16 protein-coding genes and 3 pseudogenes are annotated in these 23697 nt (G+C 73.8%); 11 read left to right on the plus strand and 8 right to left on the minus strand.

Going from position 1 to position 23697, the window contains the following annotated elements; all coding sequences use genetic code 11:
• The first annotated feature begins 217 nt into the window (after positions 1 to 217).
• Positions 218 to 652 carry a TIGR03668 family PPOX class F420-dependent oxidoreductase gene (locus ACGF2V_RS05305; RefSeq protein ID WP_362710421.1) on the plus strand — a complete coding sequence of 145 codons (435 nt, stop codon included), beginning with the start codon at positions 218 to 220 and terminating at the stop codon, positions 650 to 652.
• A gap of 43 nt (positions 653 to 695) precedes the next feature.
• Here ACGF2V_RS05305 and ACGF2V_RS05310 read toward each other — a convergent pair whose 3' ends face one another.
• Both ACGF2V_RS05310 and ACGF2V_RS05315 read right to left on the minus strand, forming a co-directional pair.
• A complete protein-coding gene (locus tag ACGF2V_RS05310) occupies positions 696 to 3491 on the minus strand; it encodes an AAA family ATPase (protein WP_362710418.1) in 2796 nt (931 codons plus the stop codon).
• A 120-nt stretch (positions 3492 to 3611) separates the two neighbouring features.
• Complete coding sequence (locus tag ACGF2V_RS05315; RefSeq protein ID WP_362710414.1) at positions 3612 to 3770, minus strand: hypothetical protein; 159 nt, start codon at positions 3768 to 3770, stop codon at positions 3612 to 3614.
• Here ACGF2V_RS05315 and ACGF2V_RS05320 point away from each other — a divergent pair.
• The 4 genes from ACGF2V_RS05320 (at position 3697) to ACGF2V_RS05335 (ending at position 8696) form a co-directional block, all read left to right on the plus strand.
• Entirely contained in the window at positions 3697 to 4701 is a 1005-nt protein-coding gene (locus tag ACGF2V_RS05320; protein ID WP_362630179.1) for a hypothetical protein, read from the plus strand. The genes ACGF2V_RS05315 and ACGF2V_RS05320 overlap by 74 nt on opposite strands.
• A 609-nt stretch (positions 4702 to 5310) precedes the next feature.
• Positions 5311 to 6339: an L-threonine 3-dehydrogenase gene (gene tdh, locus ACGF2V_RS05325; RefSeq protein ID WP_362630167.1), complete on the plus strand. Its 1029-nt coding sequence runs from the start codon at positions 5311 to 5313 to the stop codon at positions 6337 to 6339.
• A 125-nt stretch (positions 6340 to 6464) separates the two neighbouring features.
• Positions 6465 to 7667 carry a glycine C-acetyltransferase gene (locus tag ACGF2V_RS05330; protein WP_362710411.1) on the plus strand — a complete coding sequence of 401 codons (1203 nt, stop codon included), beginning with the start codon at positions 6465 to 6467 and terminating at the stop codon, positions 7665 to 7667.
• Between the two features lie 96 nt (positions 7668 to 7763).
• Positions 7764 to 8696 carry a LysR family transcriptional regulator gene (locus ACGF2V_RS05335; protein ID WP_362630161.1) on the plus strand — a complete coding sequence of 311 codons (933 nt, stop codon included), beginning with the start codon at positions 7764 to 7766 and terminating at the stop codon, positions 8694 to 8696.
• A gap of 29 nt (positions 8697 to 8725) precedes the next feature.
• On the opposite strand, the gene ACGF2V_RS05340 is transcribed toward ACGF2V_RS05335, so the two are convergent.
• Positions 8726 to 11305: an FtsX-like permease family protein gene (locus tag ACGF2V_RS05340; protein WP_362710408.1), complete on the minus strand. Its 2580-nt coding sequence runs from the start codon at positions 11303 to 11305 to the stop codon at positions 8726 to 8728.
• A 170-nt stretch (positions 11306 to 11475) separates the two neighbouring features.
• Entirely contained in the window at positions 11476 to 12219 is a 744-nt protein-coding gene (locus ACGF2V_RS05345; RefSeq protein WP_392910835.1) for an ABC transporter ATP-binding protein, read from the minus strand.
• A gap of 148 nt (positions 12220 to 12367) precedes the next feature.
• Here ACGF2V_RS05345 and ACGF2V_RS05350 point away from each other — a divergent pair, with 148 nt between their 5' ends.
• Both ACGF2V_RS05350 and ACGF2V_RS05355 read left to right on the plus strand, forming a co-directional pair.
• A complete protein-coding gene (locus ACGF2V_RS05350) occupies positions 12368 to 13597 on the plus strand; it encodes a sensor histidine kinase (RefSeq protein WP_362710405.1) in 1230 nt (409 codons plus the stop codon).
• Positions 13585 to 14244, plus strand: coding sequence for a response regulator transcription factor (locus tag ACGF2V_RS05355; protein ID WP_362630150.1), 660 nt, complete (start codon positions 13585 to 13587; stop codon positions 14242 to 14244). The genes ACGF2V_RS05350 and ACGF2V_RS05355 overlap by 13 nt, the downstream gene beginning before the upstream one ends.
• 80 nt (positions 14245 to 14324) lie before the next feature.
• Here the strand turns inward: ACGF2V_RS05355 and fecE are convergent.
• A pseudogene (gene fecE, locus ACGF2V_RS05360) lies at positions 14325 to 14417 on the minus strand (Fe(3+) dicitrate ABC transporter ATP-binding protein FecE); the annotation flags it as partial.
• A 129-nt stretch (positions 14418 to 14546) separates the two neighbouring features.
• On the opposite strand from fecE, the gene ACGF2V_RS05365 reads away from it, so the two are divergent.
• The gene (locus tag ACGF2V_RS05365) at positions 14547 to 15674 is read left to right on the plus strand and encodes an aminopeptidase P family protein (protein ID WP_362630148.1); all 1128 of its coding nucleotides are present in this window, start codon (positions 14547 to 14549) and stop codon (positions 15672 to 15674) included.
• A gap of 253 nt (positions 15675 to 15927) precedes the next feature.
• Here the strand turns inward: ACGF2V_RS05365 and treZ are convergent, their stop codons facing one another.
• Positions 15928 to 17778 (minus strand): malto-oligosyltrehalose trehalohydrolase, encoded by a 1851-nt coding sequence (treZ, locus tag ACGF2V_RS05370; RefSeq protein WP_362710402.1) that lies wholly within the window; start codon positions 17776 to 17778, stop codon positions 15928 to 15930.
• A 296-nt stretch (positions 17779 to 18074) separates the two neighbouring features.
• Here treZ and ACGF2V_RS05375 point away from each other — a divergent pair.
• Positions 18075 to 18581, plus strand: a pseudogene (locus ACGF2V_RS05375) (RNA-guided endonuclease InsQ/TnpB family protein); the annotation flags it as partial.
• 19 nt (positions 18582 to 18600) lie between these two features.
• Positions 18601 to 18798, plus strand: a pseudogene (locus ACGF2V_RS05380) (alpha-L-fucosidase); the annotation flags it as partial.
• A 74-nt stretch (positions 18799 to 18872) separates the two neighbouring features.
• Here ACGF2V_RS05380 and ACGF2V_RS05385 read toward each other — a convergent pair.
• Positions 18873 to 19841 carry a GNAT family N-acetyltransferase gene (locus ACGF2V_RS05385; protein ID WP_362710396.1) on the minus strand — a complete coding sequence of 323 codons (969 nt, stop codon included), beginning with the start codon at positions 19839 to 19841 and terminating at the stop codon, positions 18873 to 18875.
• A gap of 186 nt (positions 19842 to 20027) precedes the next feature.
• On the opposite strand from ACGF2V_RS05385, the gene ACGF2V_RS05390 reads away from it, so the two are divergent.
• Entirely contained in the window at positions 20028 to 20597 is a 570-nt protein-coding gene (locus tag ACGF2V_RS05390; RefSeq protein ID WP_362628003.1) for a DUF1707 and FHA domain-containing protein, read from the plus strand.
• Positions 20598 to 20853: 256 nt separating this feature from the next.
• Here ACGF2V_RS05390 and treY read toward each other — a convergent pair whose 3' ends face one another.
• The gene (gene treY, locus ACGF2V_RS05395) at positions 20854 to 23295 is read right to left on the minus strand and encodes a malto-oligosyltrehalose synthase (protein ID WP_362710393.1); all 2442 of its coding nucleotides are present in this window, start codon (positions 23293 to 23295) and stop codon (positions 20854 to 20856) included.
• Positions 23296 to 23697: the final 402 nt, after the last annotated feature.

Consider the following 23697-nt stretch of genomic DNA (forward strand, 5'->3'; position numbering starts at 1 on the left):
GCCCCCCGCCCGCCCCCCCCGCCCCCGCGCCCCGCCCCCCCCCCCCCCCCCCCCCCCCCCCCCCCCCCCCCCCCCCCCCCCCCCCCCCCCCCCCCCCGGGGGCGGTGATGGTTCTCCCGGGTGGTCATGGGGCGGGATCACCCGGGGCAAGTGGCCAGCGGGAACGAGGCTGTCCGTTCCCTCCCGTGCCCGTCCCGCACACGACCCAAGAGGTGCGATGCCGGCTCTGACGAGCGTCGAGGCGCGGGAACTGTTCGCCGCGGCGCGTGTCGCGCGCCTGGCGACGGCCGACACGGCGGCTCGCCCGCATCTGGTGCCGGTGGTGTTCGCCCTGGACGGTGATGCGGTGGTGCTGGCCGTGGACCACAAGCCGAAGCGGACGACGCGGTTGAAACGCTTGGCGAACATCACGGCCAACCCGTCGGTCTGCCTCCTCGCCGATCACTACGAGGACGACTGGGACCGCCTGTGGTGGGTCCGGGGTGACGGGGAAGCCCGTGTGCTCCCGCCGCCGGACCGGTCCGCCGAGGCGGCCCGGCGCGTCGGGGTGCTCGCGGCGAAGTACCCCCAGTACGCGGGTCGGCCGCCCGAGGGCCCCGTGATCGTGGTGGCGGCCATGCGCTGGAGCGGGTGGCGCGCTTCGTGGCGATGAGTGGTGCCGCGTGTAGGTGCCGGGCGGCCCGGAATTCCGGCCGTCAGGGCTCCGGTGGGCTGTCGTCGGCGGGGACGACAGCCGGAAGCTGCGCCCGGGAGGCGACGTTCAGCTTGGGGTACGCCTTGTAGAGGTGGTGACCGACCGTCCGGGGGCTGAGGAAGAGCCGGGCCGCGATGTCCCGGTTGGACAGTCCGCGGGCGGCCATGCGCACGATCTGCGACTCCTGAGGGGTCAGGCTGGACAGGGCGCCGACGGGGCGCCGGTCCGGGGCCGAGGTGCCGGTGGCGCCCAGCTCGGTACGGGCCCGGCGGGCCCAGGGCTCGGCGCCCAGTCGGTCGAACGCGCGCTGCGCGGACCGCAGTTGCACGCCGGCTTCTGCTTTGCGCCGGTCGCGCCGCAGCCATTCCCCGTACACCAGCCGGGTGCGTGCCTCCTCGTACGGCCGGGGCGCCCGCTCGTGCAGTTCCAGGGCCGCCGAGTAGTACTTCTCGGCTTCCTCGCCGGTGGACAGCAGCGCCTGACAGCGCATCACCAATGCGTCGACAACCGGCTGCTGTGCCCAGCGGGCCCAGTTGCTCAGGCGGGTGAAGGCGCGCTTCGCGGCGTGTGTCTCACCTGCTCGTACCGCGGCTTCGACCAGGTCGGGGATACTGCGCGTGGAGTGGGCCAGATAGCGCTCCGGGCCTTCGGCGAGCGCTTCGAGGTGGGGCAGTGCCTCCGCAGCCCGCCCGTCGCCGAGCGCGAGCAGGCCCAGGGCCCAGTGCGCGCCGCCGATGTTGGGCGCCGGAGTGCCGTCGAGTGCCCCCGCGGCGAGAGCACGGCAACGTTCCCCGTCTCCCGCGGCGGCGGCCATGACGGCGAGGACGGCGTTCAGCTGTCCGGTCCATTGGGTCTGTCCGGTGTCGTGGGCCAGGCGCAGTGCCTCACTGGCGCTGTCGAGCGCGGCGCGGGGCCGGCCCAGGGCGAACTGCGCCGCGGTGAGATAGCTCAGTGCGGGCGGGAGCCAGCCGATTCTGCCGTGTTCTCGGCCCAGGGACACGAGCGTGGAGGCGAGCTCGTACAGCTCCTCGTCCTGCGCTCCAGCCAGCATGGCGGCGCTGACCAGGACGAGGCCGCGTGGTTCGTCGGCCAGGGCGCCCTGAGCGTCGCGGACGACCTCGGCGAAGGACGGCGCGGTCTCGCTCCGGTCCTCCCAGACCGACACCAGCCGTTGCAGCAGTGTCGCGACCGGCGCCAGCGGGTCCCCGGACGGAATGGGGCAGGCGGCCACCTGCCGGGCGGTCCTGGGGCGTACGCCGCCATCCTCGATGAACCAGGCGATGTGCACTGCCTCAAGGGTCATCGTGAGTGCTTGGCGCGGATCGTGGTCGGCGGCGAGCGCCGCTCCTTCGACCATGTGGACGTTGGCGTCGCGAAGGGCGCCCCTGCCGAAGTCCGCGGCCGCCCGGACCTGGAGCAACCGGGCTCTGAGAGAGGGGTCGTCGGCATGCGTCAGTGCCTGTTCCGCCAGGCCGCGTGCCTGGTCGAAGTCGCCGGCCTCCGCGGCCGTCGCAGCCGCGACGGCAAGCCGGCGGGTGCGTCTGCCCAAATCCGGGGTGAGCCGGGCGGCGTACGCCTGTGCCGCCGCCGCGGCGGCGTAGCCGCCCCGGGCCCGGGCCCGTTCGGCGGCGGCCTGCAGGCCCGCGGCTGCCGTTTCGTCCTGACCGTGCGTCGCGGCAGCCAGGTGCCAGGCGTGGCGGTCCGCCAGGTCGGAGCCCCTCGCACCGGGACCGGTGGCTCCGGTCTCGGCCGCTTGGGGGCCGCCGGCCAGCGCGTCGGCGAGTGCGCGGTGTGCGGTGAGCCGTTCGCCGTACGACGCCCGCCGGTATGCGGCGGCCCGTACCAGCGGGTGCCGGAACACGATGCTCTGTCCGGCCACCCGGACGAGCTCGGCCCGTTCGGCGGGCGCGAAGTCGGCGGGGCCGGCGCCCAGCGGCGCGGCGGCGCGCACCACGAGGTGCAGGTCTCCGTGGTGTTCGGCCGCGGCGAGGAGCAGCAGGGTTCGGGTGGCGGCGGGCAATGCGTCCACCTGGCCGCCGAAGGTGTGCCGCAGCCGGTCGGTGAGCGGCAGCGCGCCCTCGGGCGCTCCGGCGAGCGACTGCCCGTCCGCGGTCTCGCGCGCCATGGCAGTGGGGAGTTCGAGCAGCGCCAGCGGGTTGCCGTGCGCGGCGGCCAGGACGCGGTCGCGCAGCGCGGCGGGCAGCCCTTGCCCACTGTGGTCCAGCAGCCGGGCCGCGTCCTGGGGTGCCAGGGCATCGAGGTGGAGCTCCTCAAGTCCCTGACCGGGAAACACGTCCCGGCTACCGCGCGCGGCGAAGAGCATCACGATGCCCTCGGCACGCATGCGCCGCGCGGCGAACATCAGCGCTTCGGCGGTGCCGCGGTCCAGCCACTGGGCATCGTCCACCACACACAGCAGCGGGCCCTGCTCGGCCAGTTCGGACAGCAGGGACAGTACGGCCAAGCCCACGAACAGCGGCTCCACCGGCTCCTCGGGCGCGGTCAGGCCGAAGGCCCCCAGCAACGCACGGCGTTGCGGACCGGGCAGGGTCTGCGCCTTTCCCAGAACGGGGTGGAGCAGCAGGTGCAGGCCGGCGAACGGCAATTCGGCCTCGGCCTCGATCCCCTGACCGCGGAGCACCCGCACACCGGCGGCCAGCGAGACCGCGTGGTTCAGGAGCGCCGTCTTGCCGATGCCGGGTTCACCGCGCACGACCAGGGCCGCGCTGGCGCCCCGGGTGGCGGCAGCGAGCACCCCTTCGAGCCTGACCTGCTCGTTCTGCCGCCCGTACAACATGCGCGGACCCTATCGCGCCCTCCGGCCGAGGTGACCACCAGGAGCAATTACCTAAGTCCTGACCGATTCCCCGGCCTCCGGGCCCGCATACCGTCGTGATCACGAGACCGGGCCCGGCTCTCAGCACAGCGGAACGAACGAAAAGGGGATCACCATGATCGCGAGTCGGCGGGGACGACGTCCGGGAGCGGCGAAGGCACGGACCGTGGCATTCACGGCGGCGCTCGTCACCGTGGCGTCCCTCGGCACGGCCACCGCCGGTCCGTCGGAGTCGACCACCGTGACATCGGGGGGCGTCGAGTGCGCCGAGGCCCGCGACAAGCTCGACCGGTTGGAGGGCCGACTCACCCCGAACGGCTGCGCATTCCTCAAGCGGCAGATCGCCTTCGGGGAGACACCGACCGGGACGCCGCCGAGCCCCGGCGACTTCGGCCACCCGAGGATCTCCGCGTACCTGGACATCTTCGACCCGGAGGCGACCTTGTGGGAAGCGGGCGGCCCGCCGCAACGGGGCCACACCTCGATCGGGACCTCGATCATCGGGTCGCTGCGGCTCGTTCCCGACCTGCGCTACCGGGGCACCGATGTGGTGGCCGACGGCGCGGTGATGATGTTCGGTCAGTGGAACGAGGTCACGGTCAAGGGGCACAAGGTCGCCTACCCCCAGATCGCCCGCAACCTGCTGTCCGACGACGGGAAGACCATCCAGGCCCGGCGCTACTACGACCGTTGCACGGTGTACCGGCCGGCTGCCCCCGAGCTGCGGAACCTGTTCGAAGGGGTCGTCGACGAGGGGCGGGGGGCCGGCACGGCGCCGGAGCGGTTCCGGGCCGACGAGATCACGGACCGGCTGGCGGCGTGGAACGGTGAGGACATCGCCGCACTGACAGGCCGGATGGGGAACGCGCGGCTGACCGGCCCCGGACTGTCCGCGCCGCTGGCCACCCCCGCGGGCAAGTCCGCCTATCTCAAACGCCTCTTCGACCACGCCGACGTCAGGCTGAAGGCGGGCCAGGTCGCGTTCGGGCGGACCACGACCTACGTGGAGTGGCACGGCACGGTGAGCAGCGTCAAGGGCGAGAAGGTGCCCTTCGGGATCATCGAACGGTTCGGCGCCGGAGGAGAGTGGGAGCTGTATTTCGACACGCTGCCGCTGATAGCCGACAAGGACGAGATCGATGCACTGTTCCAGAGGCTGAGCAAGCCCTGAGCAAGCCCTGAGCAAGCCCTGAGCCGGCTGGGCCCGTTATCGCACGGCCCTCGTCCGGCCGGATTCGGGCCGTGCGGCGCTCCGGTGGGTGCGATGCCGAGGCGGAGGGGTGCCCGCACACGGCGCGCCCTCCCGCACCGGCACCGTCACGTGCCGGACACGCATCGGGAGACCCGGGTCGGTGTCCGGACCCACCGTGGCGCCGTCGGCGGACGGGGAGCCTCCCGCCCATGGCGACGTTCATGTGGCCCCCGGTGGTACACGCGCCGTCCACGTACCAGCGCACCTCGGCGCCGGGCGTCGACCGGTCGCACGGTTCCTTCCCGCACCGGACCGAGGAGGACGGGGCGGCGAGGGGCGTCGAGGGGGCGAGAACGGGCGGGTACGGGGCAGGGCGTGAAGCGGAGCTGCGGGCGCGCTTAAGAAATCCTCGATGGACCTCGGGCGCGGGGTGCGGCAGATTTTCCCCGGGACGGCGCAGGATGGTGCACGGCAGCCGATCGACGCGCTGCCATGCCGTCCCTCATCTACGTCCCCGGGCCCGCGGATTCCCCCACGAATGCGCCGGTCCGGGGAACTCGACGTCGTACAGCGCAGGGAGCCACCGCCGTGAAGGCACTCGTGAAGCAGAAGGCCGAGCCGGGACTCTGGCTGATGGACGTGCCGGAGCCGGAGATCGGCCCCTCGGACGTGCTGATCAAGGTGCTCCGCACCGGCATCTGCGGTACCGACCTGCACATCCGGAACTACGACGGCTGGGCCCAGCAGGCCGTCCGCACCCCCCTCGTCCTCGGTCACGAGTTCGTCGGCGAGGTCGCTCGGACCGGTGCCGACGTCGTCGACATCGAGGTCGGTGACCTGGTCAGCGGCGAGGGCCACCTGGTGTGTGGGAAGTGCCGCAACTGCCTGGCCGGACGCCGTCACCTGTGCCGCTCCACCGTCGGGCTCGGCGTCGGCCGGGACGGGGCGTTCGCGGAGTACGTGGCCCTGCCCGCGTCCAACGTCTGGGTGCACCGGGTCCCCGTCGACCTGGACGTGGCCGCGATCTTCGACCCGTTCGGCAACGCCGTGCACACCGCGCTGTCGTTCCCGCTGGTCGGCGAGGACGTGCTGATCACCGGCGCCGGGCCGATCGGCATCATGGCCGCCGCCGTCGCCAGGCACGCGGGCGCCCGCAACGTCGTCATCACCGACGTCAGCGAGGCCCGCCTGGAGCTGGCCAGGAAGGTCGGCGTCAGCCTGGCCCTGAACGTCGCCGAGGAGACCATCGCGGACGGGCAGCGGCGGCTCGGCCTGCGCGAGGGCTTCGACATCGGCCTGGAGATGTCCGGGCGTCCCGAGGCGATGCGCGACATGATCGCGAACATGACGCACGGCGGCCGGATCGCCATGCTCGGACTGCCGTCCGAGGAGTTCCCCGTCGACTGGGCCCACGTCGTCACGTCCATGATCACCATCAAGGGCATCTACGGCCGTGAGATGTACGAGACCTGGTACGCCATGTCCGTGCTGCTGGAGGGCGGCCTCGACCTCGCCCCCGTGATCACCGGTCGGTACGGGTTCCAGGACTTCGAGGCGGCCTTCGACGACGCGGCGAGCGGCCGGGGCGGCAAGATCATCCTCGACTGGGCGTCCTGATCGGCCTCCCGCTTCCCGTCCCCTCGAAGCCACCCGACGTTCGGCGCCCGGCGCCCGGCGCCCGACGCCCGACACCCCACGCCCGTACACGGCGAACCCTCGCGACCAGCTGGGAGACACCCCTCATGTTCGACTCCGTACGCGACGACCTGCGCACCACCCTCGACGAGATCCGGGCCGCCGGGCTGCACAAGCCCGAGCGTGTGATCGGCACCCCGCAGTCGGCGAGCGTCGCCGTCACCGCGGGCGGCCGCCCCGGCGAGGTGCTCAACTTCTGCGCCAACAACTATCTCGGCCTCGCCGACCACCCCGACGTGGTCGCCGCCGCACACGAGGCCCTGGACCGCTGGGGCTACGGCATGGCCTCGGTCCGCTTCATCTGCGGCACCCAGGAGGTCCACAAGGAGCTGGAGCGGCGGCTCTCCGCGTTCCTCGGTCAGGAGGACACGATCCTCTACTCCTCCTGCTTCGATGCCAACGGCGGCGTCTTCGAGACCCTCCTCGGCCCGGAGGACGCGGTCATCTCCGACGCCCTCAACCACGCCTCCATCATCGACGGCATCCGCCTCTCCAAGGCCAGGCGGTTCCGCTACGCCAACCGCGACATGGCGGACCTGGAGACCCAGCTCAAGGAGGCGTCCGGGGCCCGACGCCGCCTCATCGTCACGGACGGCGTCTTCTCCATGGACGGGTACGTCGCCCCGCTGCGCGAGATCTGCGACCTCGCCGAGCGCCACGACGCCATGGTCATGGTCGACGACTCGCACGCCGTCGGTTTCGTCGGCCCCGGCGGCCGGGGCACGCCCGAGCTGCACGACGTGATGGACCGCGTCGACATCATCACCGGCACCCTGGGCAAGGCCCTGGGCGGCGCGTCCGGAGGCTACGTCGCGGCGCGCGCCGAGATCGTCGCGCTGCTGCGCCAGCGCTCCCGCCCGTACCTCTTCTCCAACTCCCTCGCCCCGGTCATCGCGGCGGCCTCGCTCAAGGTCCTCGACCTGCTGGAGGGCGCCGACGACCTGCGCGAACGGCTCGCCGCCAACACCAAGCTCTTCCGTACCCGGATGACCGAGGAGGGCTTCGACGTCCTGCCCGGCGACCACGCCATCGCCCCCGTCATGATCGGGGACGCGGCGAAGGCGGGCCGGATGGCGGAACTGCTCCTGGAGCGCGGGGTGTACGTGATCGGGTTCTCGTACCCCGTCGTCCCGCAGGGCGCCGCCCGCATCCGGGTCCAGCTCTCGGCCGCGCACTCCACCGAGGACGTGAACCGGGCCGTGGACGCGTTCGTCGACGCGCGGACCGCGCTGGGGGGAGCAGGGGAGTAGTCCCCGCTTCCCGGAGCCGGGAACTTCCTCCCCGGAGTCAGGACCTCGCTTCTCCCGGAGTCAGGACCTTCTTCGTGACCTGGGACAATGAGGAACATGATCGATGCACGGCGGCTGCGCATTCTCCGTGCGGTGGCGGACCACCGCACGGTGACCGCCGCAGCCGCCGCGCTGTACCTCACCCCCTCGGCGGTCTCCCAGCAACTGGCCGCGCTGGAGCAGGAGACCGGGCACCGCCTCGTCGAACGCAACGCGCGCGGCGCCCGGCTCACCCCCGCCGGGGACATCCTGCTGACCCACGCCAACGCGGTGCTGGCCCAGCTGGAGCGGGCCGAGGCCGAACTGGCCGCCTACAGCACGGGGGACGCCGGCACGGTCACGGTCGCCGCGTTCGCCACCGGCATCGGCCTGGTCCTCGCCCCGGCGATCGCCGGACTGGCCCGCACCGCACCCGGCATCCGGGTCCGCGTCCAGGACGCCGAGGGCGACGCGAGCGTGCCGATGGTGCTGGACCGGCAGGTGGACGTGGCGGTCGCCGTCGAGTACCGGGGTGCGCCCGGTGAGGACGACCGCCGGCTGACCCGGGTGGCGCTCTATTCGGAACCCTTCGACACTGTGCTGCCGGTGGACCACCGGCTGGCCGGGCAGGACGCGGTGTCGATCGCGGACCTGGAGAAGGATCCGTGGATCGGGCCGTACCCCGGCAACCCCTGCCATGACGTGGTGGTCCTGTCCTGCGAGTTCGCCGGATTCCAGCCGAGGATGGAGCACTCCTCGGACGACTTCCGGGCCGTCGTCGCCCTGGCCGGCGCGGGCGCCGGGGTGGCGCTGGTGCCGCGCTCGGCCCTGCGGGGGATGGAACTGACGGGCGTGGTGGTACGGCCCGTGCGGGGCAGCGCGCCCACCCGCCGCGTCTTCGCCGCGGTACGGCACGGAGCGGAGGGACACCCGCTGATCGCACCGGTCCTCGACGCGCTGGTGGCCGCCGCGGCACGGGAGGCGTCCCTGCCACCGACCACGAAGCCGTGACGCGCGGGCATGTGCCTGACGCATGGCCCTCACCGCCCTCCGGACGAGCCGCGGCGCATCGTCCCCAGACCGGCCGCCACCACCACGGCCAGCGCCAGCGCCCCGTACCTCTGCGGGGACAGATACGGCAGCGAACCGGTCATCGACACCGCGAACGCCACCAGGGGCACCGCCGCGACCAGCGTGCCGATCGCCAGACCGGCCACCGCGACCAGACCCGTCTCCAGGACCAGCATCCGCCGCACCTGGCGGCGGCCCGCGCCGACCATCCGCAGCAGCCGGAACTCCGGGCCTCGGCCCACCGTGATCAGGGACAGCGTGCTGATCACCGCGAGCAGCGCGAAGCCGCCGATCACGCCGACCCCGATGACGATCAGGGCGTCGCCCTGGTCCGAGGACGCCGGGGCGATCCGTACGTCGTCCGCCGTCGCGGCCCGGACCCGTACACCCGCGTACGGGGCGAGCGCGCGTCGCACCGCGGCGGCCGATTCGGCACCGCCGTCCGCCGTGCGGACCAGGATCCGCAGGCCGCGCGGGGACCCGACATGACCGGTCAGGGCCTCGCGCGGCAGCATGAACTCGCCGAGCCCCACAAACCGTTCGTACAGCGCCACCACGCGGAGGCGCGCTTTCGTGCCGTCGCCGAGGCGGAGCGCCACCGTGTCGCCGGTGCCGACGCCCAGATCGGCCGCCCGGTCCCGGCCGACCGCGATCGTGTCCCGGCCGGTGAGGTCCGCGAGGTCACCGGACGTGACGCGGGGATCGAGCGTGCCGGCCAGTTGACTCGCCGTCACCCCCAGTACGGGGAGCCGCTCCAGCACCGGATCGCCCAGCTCACGGCGGGCGAGGACGACTCCGGAGCGCAGTACGCCGGTCGCGGCCGTCACACCGGGGGCCTCGCGCACCGCACGGGCCGCGCCCTCCGGCAGCCCGGCGGCCGGGCCCGTCACCACCAGGTCCGCCCGCAGTGCGGCGGCGGCCTGCCGGTCGGCCGCCCGCTCCAGCGTCGAGCCCGCCGACAGCTGGACGCAGACGAACGCGACGACCAGCACGATCGGGGTGATCGCCGCGCCGAGGCGCCGATGGTGCGCGCATGCCGACCTGGCGGCCAGAAAGCCGGAGACCCCGCCGAGCACCCGCACCGGCCCGCCGAGCACCCGCAACGCCACCCGGGCGATCCACGGACCCAGGAGCGCCACGGCGATGATCAACGAGGTCGCGGCGCCCGACGCGGCGACCGCGGCGGCCTGCCCGCCCTGTGCCGTCGCCGCACCGGCCGAGCCGACCCCGGCGACGGCCAGCACCGCACCGGCGACCGTCCGCACCCGGCCCGGTTCGCTCGACTCCGGCGCACCGGCGGCGCCCAGTGCCGCGGCGGGCCGCAGCCCGGTGATGGACCTGGCCGCGAGCATCGACACCGGCCGCGCCAGGAGCGTGACGAGGCCCGCCGCCGCGGCGCCCGCCGCGCACGGCAGCCACACCGGCACGGGAAGCGGCAACGCGTCCGTGGTCAGCAGCGACCGCATGAACAACCCCAGCGGTACGGCTCCGACCCCGCCCAGCACCGACGCCGCACCGGCCACCCGGCTCACCTCGCGCCCGACGGCAGACCTCAGCTGACGCGGTGTCGCCCCGACCGCGCGCAGCAGCGCCAGTTCGCCCGAACGCTGGTGGACCGCCTGGGAGATGGCGGTCGCGATCACCAGCAGCGCCACCATGAGGACCGTCGCCGCGACGGAGGCCAGCAGCGGCAGCAACTCCCCGCGCGCGCCGAGCGCGTCGACGTACTCGGCCTGCCCGCGCTCCGGTCCCGTGAGGACCCGGACGGCACGGTCGCCGTGGACGCGGTCCGCCAGCGCGGCGTCCAGCGACGCGCTCAGCGCCTCCACCGGCACACCCCGCTCGGCGACGACGCCGACGGCGTCGACCGTGCCGGGGTGCCCGGCCAGGGCGGTGAGCCGTCGTTCGGTGAAGAAGACGGCGGGGGCGCCCCCGCCCCGGTGCGAGGACTCGGCGACGCCGCTGACCGTGTACGGACGTGGCGTGCCGTCGACGTTCACCGTCACCCGGCCGCCGGGTCCGCTGCCGGTCGCGGCGGCCAGGGCACGGTCGACGACCACCTCGTCCGGGGCGCCCGGTGCGCGACCGCCGCTCAGCCGGTACGGGGTGAGCGCGGCGGACACCCAGGACCGTCCCACGGCCGGGACCGCGTTCCGCGCCCCGCCGTCACCGGTCCGGGAGCCCACGGCCACCGGTACCGAATCGTCCGCGACGGCCTTCGCGACGCCCTCGGCGGTGGCCACCCTCGCCACCACCGAACGGTCGAGACGCACCCGCTCCGGCAGATACGTCTCGACGGTCCTCGGCTCGCTGCCCCAGGGCTTCGCCGTGTACGTCACCCGCTGGTCGGCCACGACGACCGCGTCCGCCCCGGCGTACCGCTCCACCGGCGGCGCGGCCAACAGGAGCGAACCGAGGACGAGGGCGAACGCGCCGATCAGCGCGACCGCGGCCGCCGTCGCCGCGAACACCGCGGCCCAGGCCCCGCGATGGGTCCGCAGCGAGCGCCGGGCGAGGAACGCCGAAGCCCTGCGCACCCGGGAGGGCACGTCCCCGCTCCTTGCTCCGGACCCGTTCCCGGACTCACCCCCGCTCCCTGCTCCGGACCTGCTCCCGGACCCGGGCTCGCTCCCGCTCCCGGGTGCGGCCCCGTTCCGTGCGTCCTCGGGGCCGGGTACGGGGAAGGCGCCCGTACCCGGCCTCCTCCTCGTGTGCGTATTCACCGCAGCCGGCCGCCGTCCATCGTCAGGACGGTGTCCGCCCAGCTCGCCGCCTCGGGATCGTGGGTGACCATGACGACCGTGCGCCCCTCGGCCCGGACCGCGTCCCGCAACAGCCCGAGCACCAGCCGCGCCGACTCCGGGTCCAGGGAGGCCGTCGGCTCGTCCGCGAAGATCACTTCGGGCGTGGTCACCAGCGCCCGGGCCACCGCGACCCGCTGCTGCTGACCGCCCGAGAGGGTCGAGGGCCCCTGCCCGCCCCGGCCCGCCAGGCCGACCCGGGCCAGCAGATCACGGCCGCGGGCCAGCACCCGCTCGTCCGCCGGACCGGCGCCCGCCAGCACCAGCGGCAGCACCACGTTCTCCACGATGTTCAGCGACGGCACCAGGTTCAGGGCGTGCGACTGGAACACGAAACCGATCCGGTCCCGGCGCAGCCGGGTCAACGCGGCCTCGGACAACGAGCCGAGATCGGTCCCCCCGACCCGTACCGTCCCCGAGGTCGGGCGGTCCAGGCCCGCCGCGCACTGCAGGAACGTGCTCTTCCCCGACCCCGAGGGCCCCACCACCGCGGTGAAGCTCCCGGCCGGGACCGTACAGCTCACCGCGTCGAGCGCGAGCGTCTCCCGGCCGCCGCGCCGCCCATGGCGCCGGGTCACCGACTCCAGGCTCAGCGCGGTCGCCCGAACCCCCGCGACCGTTGTGACCGTATCCACCCTCGATCCCACCGTTACCTCTTTCATTCCTCTGCTGACCTGCGTAAACGCTAGGAGGAGCGGGGATCGCGGGACGAGGGCGCGCACACCCGGACCGGGGTGGAGCCCGCTACACCAGGAGCCCGGGGGAGACCACCACTCCGGGGGCGGGCGGCGCCCCGTAACGTGGTGCGCCATGAGCACCACTCCCGCCCCGCTGACGATCGCCGTCCGGCGTTCCTGGGACGCCTCGCGCCACCTGCTCATCGGCATGGGGACGGCTTTGGTCTGCTACGTCGGCACCTTCCTGGTGGTGGCCGTCCTGTTGTTCGCGGCGGTGCTCATCGGGCTGCCCGCCCTGCCCGAGGCGGTGAAGCCGCTGCGCGCGCTGGTGGAGTTCGAGCGCCGCAGGGCGGCGGAGAGGCTCGGCGTGCCGTACGCACCGGCGCCCTGGCCGCCTCCGGACGGTGGTGAACTCTCCGAACGGGTACGGCGCGTCCTCAACGATCCGACGGTCTGGCGCGCCGCGCGCTGGATGCCGTTCCACGCGCTCGCGGGGAACGGCCTCGGATGTCTCGCGATGGTGCTGTGGCCGGTCGGGCTCCTCGTCGACGGGGTCGTGCTGCCGGTCCAGCACCGGCTGGACCGGCGGAGGGCGGACGAGTGGGGGACGCCGCCGCCGGTGCGCCACGGCTGGGCGCTGCGCTGGCACGGGGTCCTCGCCGACCTGTCGGCGAGCTGGTCGCGGTCCCTGCTCACGCCCTCGCCGTCAGCCGTCCTCGCCGGCCGGATCGACCAGCTGACCGAGAGCCGGACCGGGGCGATCGAGGCGCACGGTGCCGAACTGCGCCGCATCGAACGGGACCTGCACGACGGGGCCCAGGCCAGGATCGTCGCCCTGTCGATGCGTATCGGCCTCGCCAAACAGCTCCTCGACAGCGACCCGCCCGCCGCGCGCCGACGGCTCGACGAGGCCCAGGACGGGGCGGAGGAGGCCCTGGCGGAACTGCGGCACGTGGTGCGCGGCATCCACCCGCCGGTGCTGACGGACCGTGGACTCGCGGGCGCGGTAAGGGCGTTGGCCGCCGACGTCGGCGTGCCCGTCAGCACGGACGTGGACGGTGTGGACGACGGGCGACGGCTTCCGGCCGCGATCGAGGCCGCCGCGTACTTCGTGGTCGCCGAGGCCCTCACCAACATCGGCAAGCACAGCGGTGCCACCGCCGCGACCGTGCGGATCGACCGGGTCCCCGGCACCCTGCGGGTGGCCGTCGGCGACGATGGTCGCGGCGGCGCGGACGAACGCGCCGGCAGCGGGCTGGTCGGCATCAGACGGCGGATCGCCGCCCTCGACGGCACCACCCGCATCAGCAGCCCCACCGGGGGGCCGACGGAGATCGAAGTGGAGCTGCCGTGCGGATCGTGATCGCGGAGGACAACGCGCTGTTGCGGGAGGGCCTGATTCTGCTGCTCACCAGCTCGGGCCACGAGGTGGTGGCGGACGCGGCGACCGGCCCCGAGGTGCTGCCCGCCCTGCTTGAGCATCGCCCGGACGCCGCCGTGCTCGACGTACGGCTCCCGCCCACCTTCCGCGACGAGGGGCTGCGCGCCGCGCTCGCCGCCCGTGAACAGCTCCCCGGCCTGCCGATCCTGGTCCTGTCGCAGTACGTCGAGGAGACGTACGCCGCCGAGCTGCTCGCCCGGGGTGCCCAGGGCATCGGCTATCTGCTGAAGGACCGGGTGGGTCGTGTCGACCAGTTCCTCCAGGCGCTCGAACGGGTCGCGGGTGGCGGTACGGCACTCGATCCGGAGGTCGTGACGCAGCTGCTGACCCGCAAGTCGTCGGCCGAGCCCCTGCGCACCCTCACCCCGCGTGAGCGCCAGGTCCTGGAACTGATGGCACAGGGCAAGGCGAACGGCACCATCGCCGACGAACTGGTGGTGACCGAACGGGCCGTGAGCAAGCACATCGGGTCGATCTTCCTCAAGCTCGGTCTGGAAGCGGACGACGGCACGGTGCACCGGCGGGTGCTCGCGGTGCTGGCCTACCTGGAGGGCAGGGGCGCACGCTGACCCCGCCCCCGTGACCGGGCAGCGCCGCACGGGTGCGGCGTGGGCGCCCGCTACCTGCCGGCGGGCGCGATCCGCTGCTCGCGGGGCGAACGCGCCACGGGCACCATGGTCACCGCCTCGGGAGCATGCGGGGACTGCGGCAGCAGGGCGATGCGATGGGCGGCGCCGCGCCGCGTGTCGCGGCAGGGCGCCGCTGCGGGTGTCCCCGCGGGCCGCGCTCGCGTCGACCCGGTGGGTAGGGGCAGGATGCGTACGCCGTGTCATGTCTCGTCTCGACGTTCCGCGCCCGCCAGGAGGTACGTATGTCCAGCCCGAACCAGCCCGTGCCCTTCACCGCCGACGACTACCGGGCCCGGATGGCGCGCGCGGCCGACGCCGCCGCCGAGGCGGGGCTCGCGGGGGTGCTGGTCGCCCCCGGCCCCGACCTCGTCCACCTCACCGGCTACCAGCCCGTGAACACCGAACGTCTCACGCTCCTCGTCCTCACTCCCGGTCAGGACCCCGTCCTCGTCGTCCCGACCCTGGAGGCCCCGGATGCGGCGAAGGCCGTCGGCGGACCGGCCCTCACGCTGCGGGACTGGACCGACGGCAAGGACCCGTACGCCGTCGCCGCCCCGCTCCTCCAGGACCGGGGGCGGTACGGGATCAGCGACAACGCCTGGGCCATGCATCTGCTCGGACTCCGGCACGCGCTCCCGGACACCTCGTACGTCTCCCTCACCGAGGCCCTGCCGATGCTCCGCGCGGTCAAGGACGCCTCCGAGCTGGAGCGCCTCGCGGCTGCCGGGGCCGCCGCCGACGCCACGTACGAGGAGATCCTCAAGGTGCGGTTCTCGGGGCGCAGGGAGACCGACATCGCCGCCGAACTGGCCGACCTGCTCAAGCGGTTCGGGCACTCCCAGGTCGACTTCACCGTCGTCGGATCCGGACCCAACGGCGCCAACCCGCATCACGAGGCGGGCGACCGCACCATCGAACCGGGCGACATGGTGGTGCTCGACTTCGGCGGTCTCAAGCACGGCTACGGCTCCGACACCTCCCGTACGGTGCATGTCGGCGAACCCACCGCCGAGGAGCAGCGGGTCCACGACATCGTGCGGCAGGCGCAGGAGGCGGGCTGCGCCGCGGTCCGGCCCGGGGTCGCCTGCCAGGAGATCGACCGGGCCGCCCGCGCCGTCATCACCGAGTTCGGCTACGGCGAGCGTTTCATCCACCGCACCGGCCACGGAATCGGCGTCACCACCCACGAACCGCCGTACATGATCGAAGGCGAGGAACGGCCGTTGGTGCCCGGGATGTGCTTCTCGGTGGAGCCGGGCATCTACCTGCCGGGCCGGTTCGGCGTACGGATCGAGGACATCGTGACCGTGACCGAGGACGGCGGCCGACGCCTCAACAACACGGCGCGCGAACTGGCGATCGTCGAGTAGCCGCGACCCGGGCGCGCGCGGACGCTGCGGCGCGCACCCGTGGTGACGGCGTGCGTGCCTTTACGGCCACGGCCACTGGGACTGCCACGGCCACCGCCACGTGTGCGTGCCCCGACCGGCCACCTGTGCGCGCCCGAGGAATCGCCGCTTCGTGGGGTCCTCCCGTGCCATTCCCGCCGGGAGCGTACGAGCTGAAGCACCCTGCGCGGCAAGGGAGTCGACCGAGCATCGTCAGTGGAGCGCCAACGGCGTCTCAGTCATCGGCCAGCACCACGCACGACTCCGGCGGCAGACGCAGCAGCCCGTCGCTCCCGGGTGCCTCGACGGGCTCCCACGCGGCCACCACCCGGCCGGTGTCGCCTCCGCGCCGCCCGTCGCCCAGCGGGATCGTGGCCGCCCTTCCGTCGAGGTTGACCGCGATCCGCAGATCGCCCCGCCGGTACGCCAGCCAGCGCGCGCGCTCGTCGAAGGCGGTGTGCACCGACGCCAGATCGGGGTCGGCCAGGTCGGGCAACGCGCCGCGCAGCGCGATCAGTTGCCGGTACCAGGCCAGCAGGCGGGCGTGCGGCTCCCGGTCCGGTTCGCTCCAGTCCAGGCAGGAGCGGTCACGGGTGGCCGGGTCCTGCGGATCGGGGACGTCGTCCGCCGCCCAGCCGTGTGCGGCGAACTCGCGTCGTCTGCCGGTGCGGACCGCCTCGGCGAGCGCCGGATCCGTGTGGTCGGTGAAGTACTGCCAGGGAGTGCGGGCGCCCCATTCCTCGCCCATGAACAGCATCGGGGTGAACGGACCGGTCAGCACGAGCGCGGCGGCGCAGGCCAGCAGACCGGGGGAGAGCGTGGCGGCGAGCCGGTCGCCCTGTGCCCGGTTGCCGATCTGGTCGTGGGTCTGGGCGTAGCCGACGAAACGGTGGGCCGGGGTGCGGGCGATGTCGACCGGGCGGCCGTGGGTCCGGCCGCGGAAGGCGGAGTACGTACCGTTGTGGAAGAACCCGCTGGTCACCGTCTTGGCGACGGCGGCCAGCGGAGCGGCGGCGAAGTCCGCGTAGTACCCCTGGGACTCGCCGGTCAGTGCGGTGTGCAGGGCGTGGTGGAAATCGTCGTTCCACTGGGCGTGCAGTCCGATGCCGCCCGACTCGCGCGGTGTGGTCGTCCGGGGATCGCAGCGGTCGGACTCGGCGATCAGCGGGAGCGGGCGGCCCAGCTCGGCGGAGAGAAGGTCGGTCGCCGCGGACAGCTCCTCCAGAAAGGTCAGCGCCCGGGAGTCGGCCAGCGCGTGGACCGCGTCCAGCCGCAGCCCGTCGAGCCGGTAGTCCCGCAGCCAGGCGAGAGCGCTGCCCAGCAGATACGCCCGCACCTCGTCCGAGCCCGGCGCGTCGAGGTTGACCGCCGCGCCCCACGGGGTGTGGTGGGTGTCGGTGAAGTACGGGCCGAAGGCCGTCAGGTGGTTGCCCGACGGACCGAGGTGGTTGTGCACCACGTCGAGGACCACCGCGAGCCCCAGACCGTGCGCGACGTCGACGAAGCGCTTCAGGCCCACCGGGCCGCCGTACGGCTCGTGCACGGCCCAGGGTGCCACCCCGTCGTATCCCCAGCCCCGGGTCCCCGGGAAGGGGCACACCGGCATCAGCGACACATGGGTGACGCCCAGTGCGGTGAGATGGCCGAGTCGGGCGGCCGCGGCGTCGAAGGTGCCCTCCGGTGTGAACGTACCGATGTGCAGCTCGTACAGGACGGCGCCCGGCAGCCCCCGTCCCGCCCATGCGTTGCGCCAGGCGTACGCCGAGTGGTCGACGACGGCACTCGCGCCGTCCGGCCCGTCCGGCTGGCGGCGCGAACGGGGATCGGGCAGCACGCGCACCCGTCCGGCCCCGTCCCCGGCACCCTTCCTGTCCCCGTCCCTGTCGCCACCGGCCCCGTTCCCGTCCCCGGCCCCGTTCCCGTCCCCGTCCCCGTTCAGGACGAATCCGTAACGGTCCCCGTCCGACGCCTCGGCCTCCACCGTCCACCAGCCGGCCCGCTCGTCGTCGCGTGCCATCGCCCGCCGTGTGCCCGCCAGCCACAGGTCGACCGAATCCGCATCCGGTGCCCATACCTCGAACAGCATGCAACGCTCCTCGTCTTCTCGCGCCCCGTGCCCCGTCGTCGGCAACAGCCGCGAAGGCTGGCTCTCGACACTGGATCGAGCCCGTTACAGGGGATTAAGGTCTGGTCCTGATCATTGCCCTGCCCGCTTCCGCTCAATACGCATCCCTACGCACTGCCTACTTACGGCTGTGGAGGCCGAGATGAACGTGCCGCGGTCGAAGGTGTCGGCGTCGAACGCACCGATGCCGAATGTGCCGGTGCCGGACGTGTCCGGGACGTCCGCGTCCGCCGTGCCCGCGTTCCCGCCCGGCTTCGGCCCGCATCAAGGTCGCCCGCGCTCACGCGCAGGTGGCCGACGCACGGCGCGAGTTCCACCACCGGCTCTCAACGAGGATCATTCGCGACAACCAAGCGATTGCCGTCGAGGACCTGGCGGTGAAGGGGCTCGCCCGTACGCGCTTGGCCAAGTCCGTCCACGACGCGGGATGGTCCGCGTTTGTGATGATGCTGGAGTACAAGGCCGCGAAGTTCGGCCGCAGATTCCTCCGCATCGGACGGTTCGAGCCGACCTCCCAGGTCTGCTCGCAGTGCGGCGTCAAGGACGGCCCCAAGCCCCTCCACATCCGCGTGTGGGCATGCGGGGCATGCGGGGCCGTCCTCGACCGGGACATCAACGCGGCGGTCAACGTCGCCAAGGCCGCCGGACTGGCGGTGTCAGCCCGTGGAGCGCAGGTAAGACCGGTACTCGTACCGGCCCAGCGCGGTGAAGCAGGAACCCACCGAGACGGTCAGCCGACCGTGGTAGGAATCCCCGGGCTCTAGCCCGGGGAGCGGAAGTCAAAACCGCAACTCCCCGCCCGAGGCGTTCCTCGGCCGGGACGCGCTGGAGACTCTCGTCCGCGAGACGGCGGAGGAAGACGGCAACGTACTGCTCAACGTGGGGCCGCGCGGCGAGGACGCGACGATCCCCGCCGAACAGCGCCTCCGCCTGGAGTGGCTGGCGCAACTCAGCGGTGGGCCCGAGCAGGACCGGCCCTAGCGACCCGCCCGCAGCCGGCTGACGCGTCGCCGGCCGGCCCAGGCGCCGACCGGCGGGCCCGTCGCCTGGCGGGATCAGTCCCAGACCATGCCGAAGGACCGGCCGAAGTCCACGTACCCGAGGCGTGCGAAGGCCGCCGCCATCGGGGCGTTGCCGAGGTCGGTCGCGGCCCGGATCCGGTCCACCCCGTCCTGCCCGGCCAGCACCCGGGTCCCCTCGGCGAGGATGTCGTCCACGTACCCGTGGCCGCGCCGGGCGGGCAGCACGCCGATGTAGGCGATGACCGGGTTGTAGTCGTTGCGCGCCGGGATCACGAACCCGACGGGCTCGCCGTCCGGCAGCTCGGCGATCCGCCACCACGCGCGCGGGGTGGCGTACGTGGCCAACTCCTCGTCGTAGTGCTTCTCGGCGGCCTCGCGGGCGCTGAGCCCGGACGCCAGATCGGCCCGGCCGTGGGCGTCCAGAGTGCCCTCCATCACCGGCGTCATCAGCGCGAGCAGATCCTCCCGTCCCTCCACCGGGCGGAACCGCAGCCGCCCGTCGTCCGGCGGCACCGGCGTACCGGCGCGCCACTCCAGGCGCAGCCGTTCCACCAGCATCCGCGCTCCGGAGCGCTCCATCACCCGGATCCGCGTCCCGACGCTCTCGCGGACGACCGGGTCCTCGCGCCAGTCCGGCGGGACGTAGCGTCCGTACTCGGGGCGCGGCACGCCGGCCGGTACGACCGCCGCCGTCGCCGTCTCCAGCAGCCGCAGGCCCGCCTCCTCGCGTTCGGGCCCCGGCAGGGTGTCGTCGAGGTCGAAGACGTCCAGGAGCAGCGGCGCGTCCCCGTCCCGGCTCCACCAGGCGATCCGGGCCACCACCCGCTCACCGCGCAGCGCCACCCACATCCACCCGGGACGGCGGCGTCCGCTCTCCAGGTCGTCGGCCAGCTCGTGGTCGAGGAGGTAGGACAGACGGAGGAAGAGCCCGAGTTCTTCCGGGCCGGTGAGCGGACGGATGGCCAGTTCCTGTGACGCCGGTTCCGGTGGCGCAGGGGGCACGAGGTCTCCTCGACGGGTGCGGAAGGCCGCCCGGGGATCACGTGCGGCGCGGCGGGAGACGGTAGCAGCCGCTTCCCCGGCGCGGCTCCGGGACTCGCGCCGGGCGCGCCGCCCGGAAGGGAGCGTTGCCGTGCGGGCCGGGGCTCTTCTGGACACTCCGGGGAGGTCGGGCCGACAATTGGCCTCGTGACGTCCCCCTTCGACTCCCACACGTATCCCGCGCGGCTGTCGGACGCCCAGCGCGACCGTGTGCTCGGCGTACTCAGAGAGGGCGCCGCACAGGGCAAGCTGTCGCACGACACCTTCCTGCGCCGCATGGAACTCGCTCTTGTCGCCCGGAGCCCGGAGGAACTGTCCGCCCTCACCGCGGACGTGGAGGGGAATGAAGGACGCTGGACGCGGCGGCTGCTCAAGGCCGTGGGCGGGATGTCCGGCTTCCCCGGCCGGGTGCGCCGGGTCTGGCGGACCGAACGGCTGCCGAGGCTCCTGCTGCCCGCCCCCAGCCCGTACCCGCTGCGGATCGGCCGCGATCCGGGCAACGGACTGCGGCTCAACCACGAGTCCGTCTCCCGGTTGCACGCCGAGCTCACCACGCGGGACGGCCGCTGGATGCTCCGCGATCTCGGCTCGACCAACGGCACCTGCGTCAACGGGCAGCGGGTCGTCGGCGTGGTCCAGGTCCGCGAGGGGGACCAGGTGAGCTTCGGGGGAATGAGCTTCCGGCTCACCGCGCCCGTCCTCGAACCTCCCGCCTGACAGAGGCGCCCCGCCGACACCGGCGGCACAGTGGCCGAGCGGCCGGTGTCCGCCGCCTCGGCGCGCCTGCGGACGGCCATGGCCGTGGTGGCGGCGGTGACGGTCGCCGTGGCGGAGCCGGTCGCCCTGCGAGGTGTGGTTCTGCTTCCGGGCCGCGTGGTGCGGCCTTGCGGGATCGTCGGACCGGCGGCCGAAGAGTGGGCGGCTGCGCACGGGCCGGCCTTCCGGGGCCGTCGTGCGACAACCGGACAAGGAGTCAGTCACCGGTTCCGTCGGGCAGCCCTCGGCCGGTCCCGGCCCGGCCGAGGAGCGCCACCGGCAGTTCGGCGAACAGCTCGGCCACCGCGACCGAGGGCCCGGTGAACTTCCGGCCGGGTGTCAGCAGATCGGTCCACGGCCCCTCGTCCGGCAGCACCAGCTCCGTACCGTGCCAGCCGCCCGACTCCGCCAGGCGCAGCGACAGCCGGGTCACCGCCGTGACCACTTCGTCCGAGCGGCAGAACGCCAGACAGTGCGCGGCCGCCGGGCCACGCGCGCTCAGCGGGACGTAGGTACCGGTCTCCCCGAACACCCCGGGCCGCTCGCGCCGCAGCCGCAGCACCACCGACGTGAGGTCCGCCTTCTCCCCGCAGGGGCCGTCCTCGGGCGGGAGGCGGAAGGGCCGCCGGTTGTCCGGGTCGACCAGCGCCACGTACTCCCGTTCCGTGCCCTGGTACAGATCCGGCACCCCCGGCATCGTCAGGTGCACCAGCGCCGCGCCGAGCACATTGGCCCGCGCGTACGGGTCGAGCGCGGCCGTGAACCGGTCCAGCATCTCGCGCACCACACCGCCGTCCGCCGCCGGCCCGGCCGCGACGAAGTCCGTCACCGCCCGCTCGTACCCCGGATCGCGCTCGGTCCACCCGGTGAACAGCCCCGCCTCACGCACGGCCTTCAGCAGCGCCGGTTCCAGCCGCCCCGCCGCCTCCCCGGCCGACAGCCGCGCGCACCCCACGGCCGTCTGCCACGCCTGCCAGGCGAACTGCTCGTCCGGCGCGGTCGTGGGAGTCGTCCGCGCGAGCTCCACCAGCAGCCAGGACCACTGTTCCGGGCACTCCGTCAGGACCGCGATCCGTGCCCGCACATCGGCGCTGCGTTTGGTGTCGTGCGTGGTCAGCACCGTGCCCGTGGCGGGCCGGTCGTGGGCCAGCCGGGCGCAGAACGCGTGGAACTCCTCCGGCGTCACGGCCGGCCGACCCGGGTCACCGCCCACCTCGTTCGCGGAGACCAGCGGGACGTACCGGTAGAACGCCGTGTCCTCGACCGACTTGGCGCGCAGCGCCGACGCGGTCTGCGCGAACCGGGCGCAGAACGCGGCCCGGTCGGGCCCCCCGCCCAGCCGCCCCAGCGCGAGGTCCCGCACCACGTCCACCGCCGACGCCTCCTCCGGCACGACGAACGCCGCCTTCGCGTCGCGCACGACCACGTCCGGCAGCGTCTCCGGGGCCGGAACGGGGGCCGCCACAGGCGCCACCGCGGAGCCCGTCTCCGGGCACGGACCGCCCGCCGTCGCGTAGGGGCGGTAGACCGGCATGCGTACCAGCAGCTCGCGGACGGCGGCGTGCAGGGCCCACGGCGCGTGGTCGCGCAGCGCGGGGTCCTGGGCGCAGACGCGTGCGGCGAGCCTGGTCAGCAGTCCCGTCTCGGCGGCCAGCTCATGCGTCACGACCTCGTTCGCGGCCCGCCGGACGGTCGCCTTCCACGAACCGCCGCGGTCCATGGCCGGTCCCGCGTGCTCCCGGTAACGTCCGATCAGCTCGGAGGCTCCCATCGGGTCGACGAAGAGGCCGTCGATCCGGTGCAGCGCGTCGTACCCGGTCGTGCCCGCGACGGGCCAGTCGGCAGGGAGCCGCTCGTCACCGGTGAGGATCTTCTCCACGACCGTCCACCGTCCGTCGGTCGCCGCCGAGAGCCGCGCCAGATAGGACCCGGGATCGGCGAGCCCGTCGGGGTGGTCGACCCGCAGACCGTCGATCACTCGGTCCCGGACCAGTTCGAGGATCTTGCCGTGGGTGGCGTCGAAGATCTCCGGGTCCTCGACCCGGACCCCGACGAGGCCGGAGATGGTGAAGAACCGGCGGTAGTTCAGTTCGGTGCGGGCCAGCCGCCACCAGCAGAGCCGGTAGTGCTGGGCGTCCAGCAGCTCGGGCAGCGGCAGGTGCGCGGTACCGGCCCGGAGCGGGAACTCCTGCTCACCGTGGCGCAGCACCTCGCCGTCGACCCGGAACGCGTCGAGCTCGTCGCCGATCCGCCCGCCGAGCACCGGCAGCAGCACCCTGCCGCCGCCCGCCTCCCAGTCGATGTCGAACCAGCGCGCGTACGGCGACCCGGCGCCCTCGCGCAGCACTTCCCACAGCGGGCGGTTGAGCCGCGGCACGGCCGCCATGTGGTTCGGCACGATGTCCACGACCAGCCCCAGACCGTGCTTCCGGGCCGTACGGGCCAGCCTCCGCAGCCCCTCCTCGCCGCCGAGCTCGGCGCGCACCCGCCCGTGGTCGACGACGTCGTAGCCGTGCCGGGAGCCCGGCACGGCCTCCAGGACCGGGGAGAGATGCAGATGAGAGACCCCGAGCGCGGCGAGGTACGGCACGGCCTCCTCGGCGGCGGGGAACGGGAAGTCGGGCTGGAGCTGAAGCCGATAGGTGGCGGTGGGCGTCATGCGCCGTTACGTACCCGGCCCGCGTACCGCTGTGTCACGGAACGCCGCAATGGGCTCGACCGGCGGTGTCGCGCCCCGCCCCCGACGCGCCGTCCGCGTGCGCGCCGGACGCCCGCGCGGGGCGCGTACGCCGGGCATCGTCACGGCACCGGACACACGTGCCGGGCGTGTACCTGCCAGACGCGCACCGTGCACGGCGCCGGCCGCGTATGCCGGGCATCCCCCACACCCCACGCCCACGCCGTCCGGATGCGCCCCGAGCCGGCGCCGTGCCTGCGCACGCCGCGCGCGGGGACCCGTTCACGCCCCGCGCCCGCGCGTACGCCGGACACCCTCGCGCCCCGCGTCCCCGCCTCCCTGCGTACGCGCGTCCCCGACGTCCCCGCGTCCCGCGTACGAGCG

It is taken from the genome of Streptomyces sp. NPDC047982 (genome assembly GCF_043204165.1).
Classification (GTDB): Bacteria; Actinomycetota; Actinomycetes; order Streptomycetales; family Streptomycetaceae; genus Streptomyces.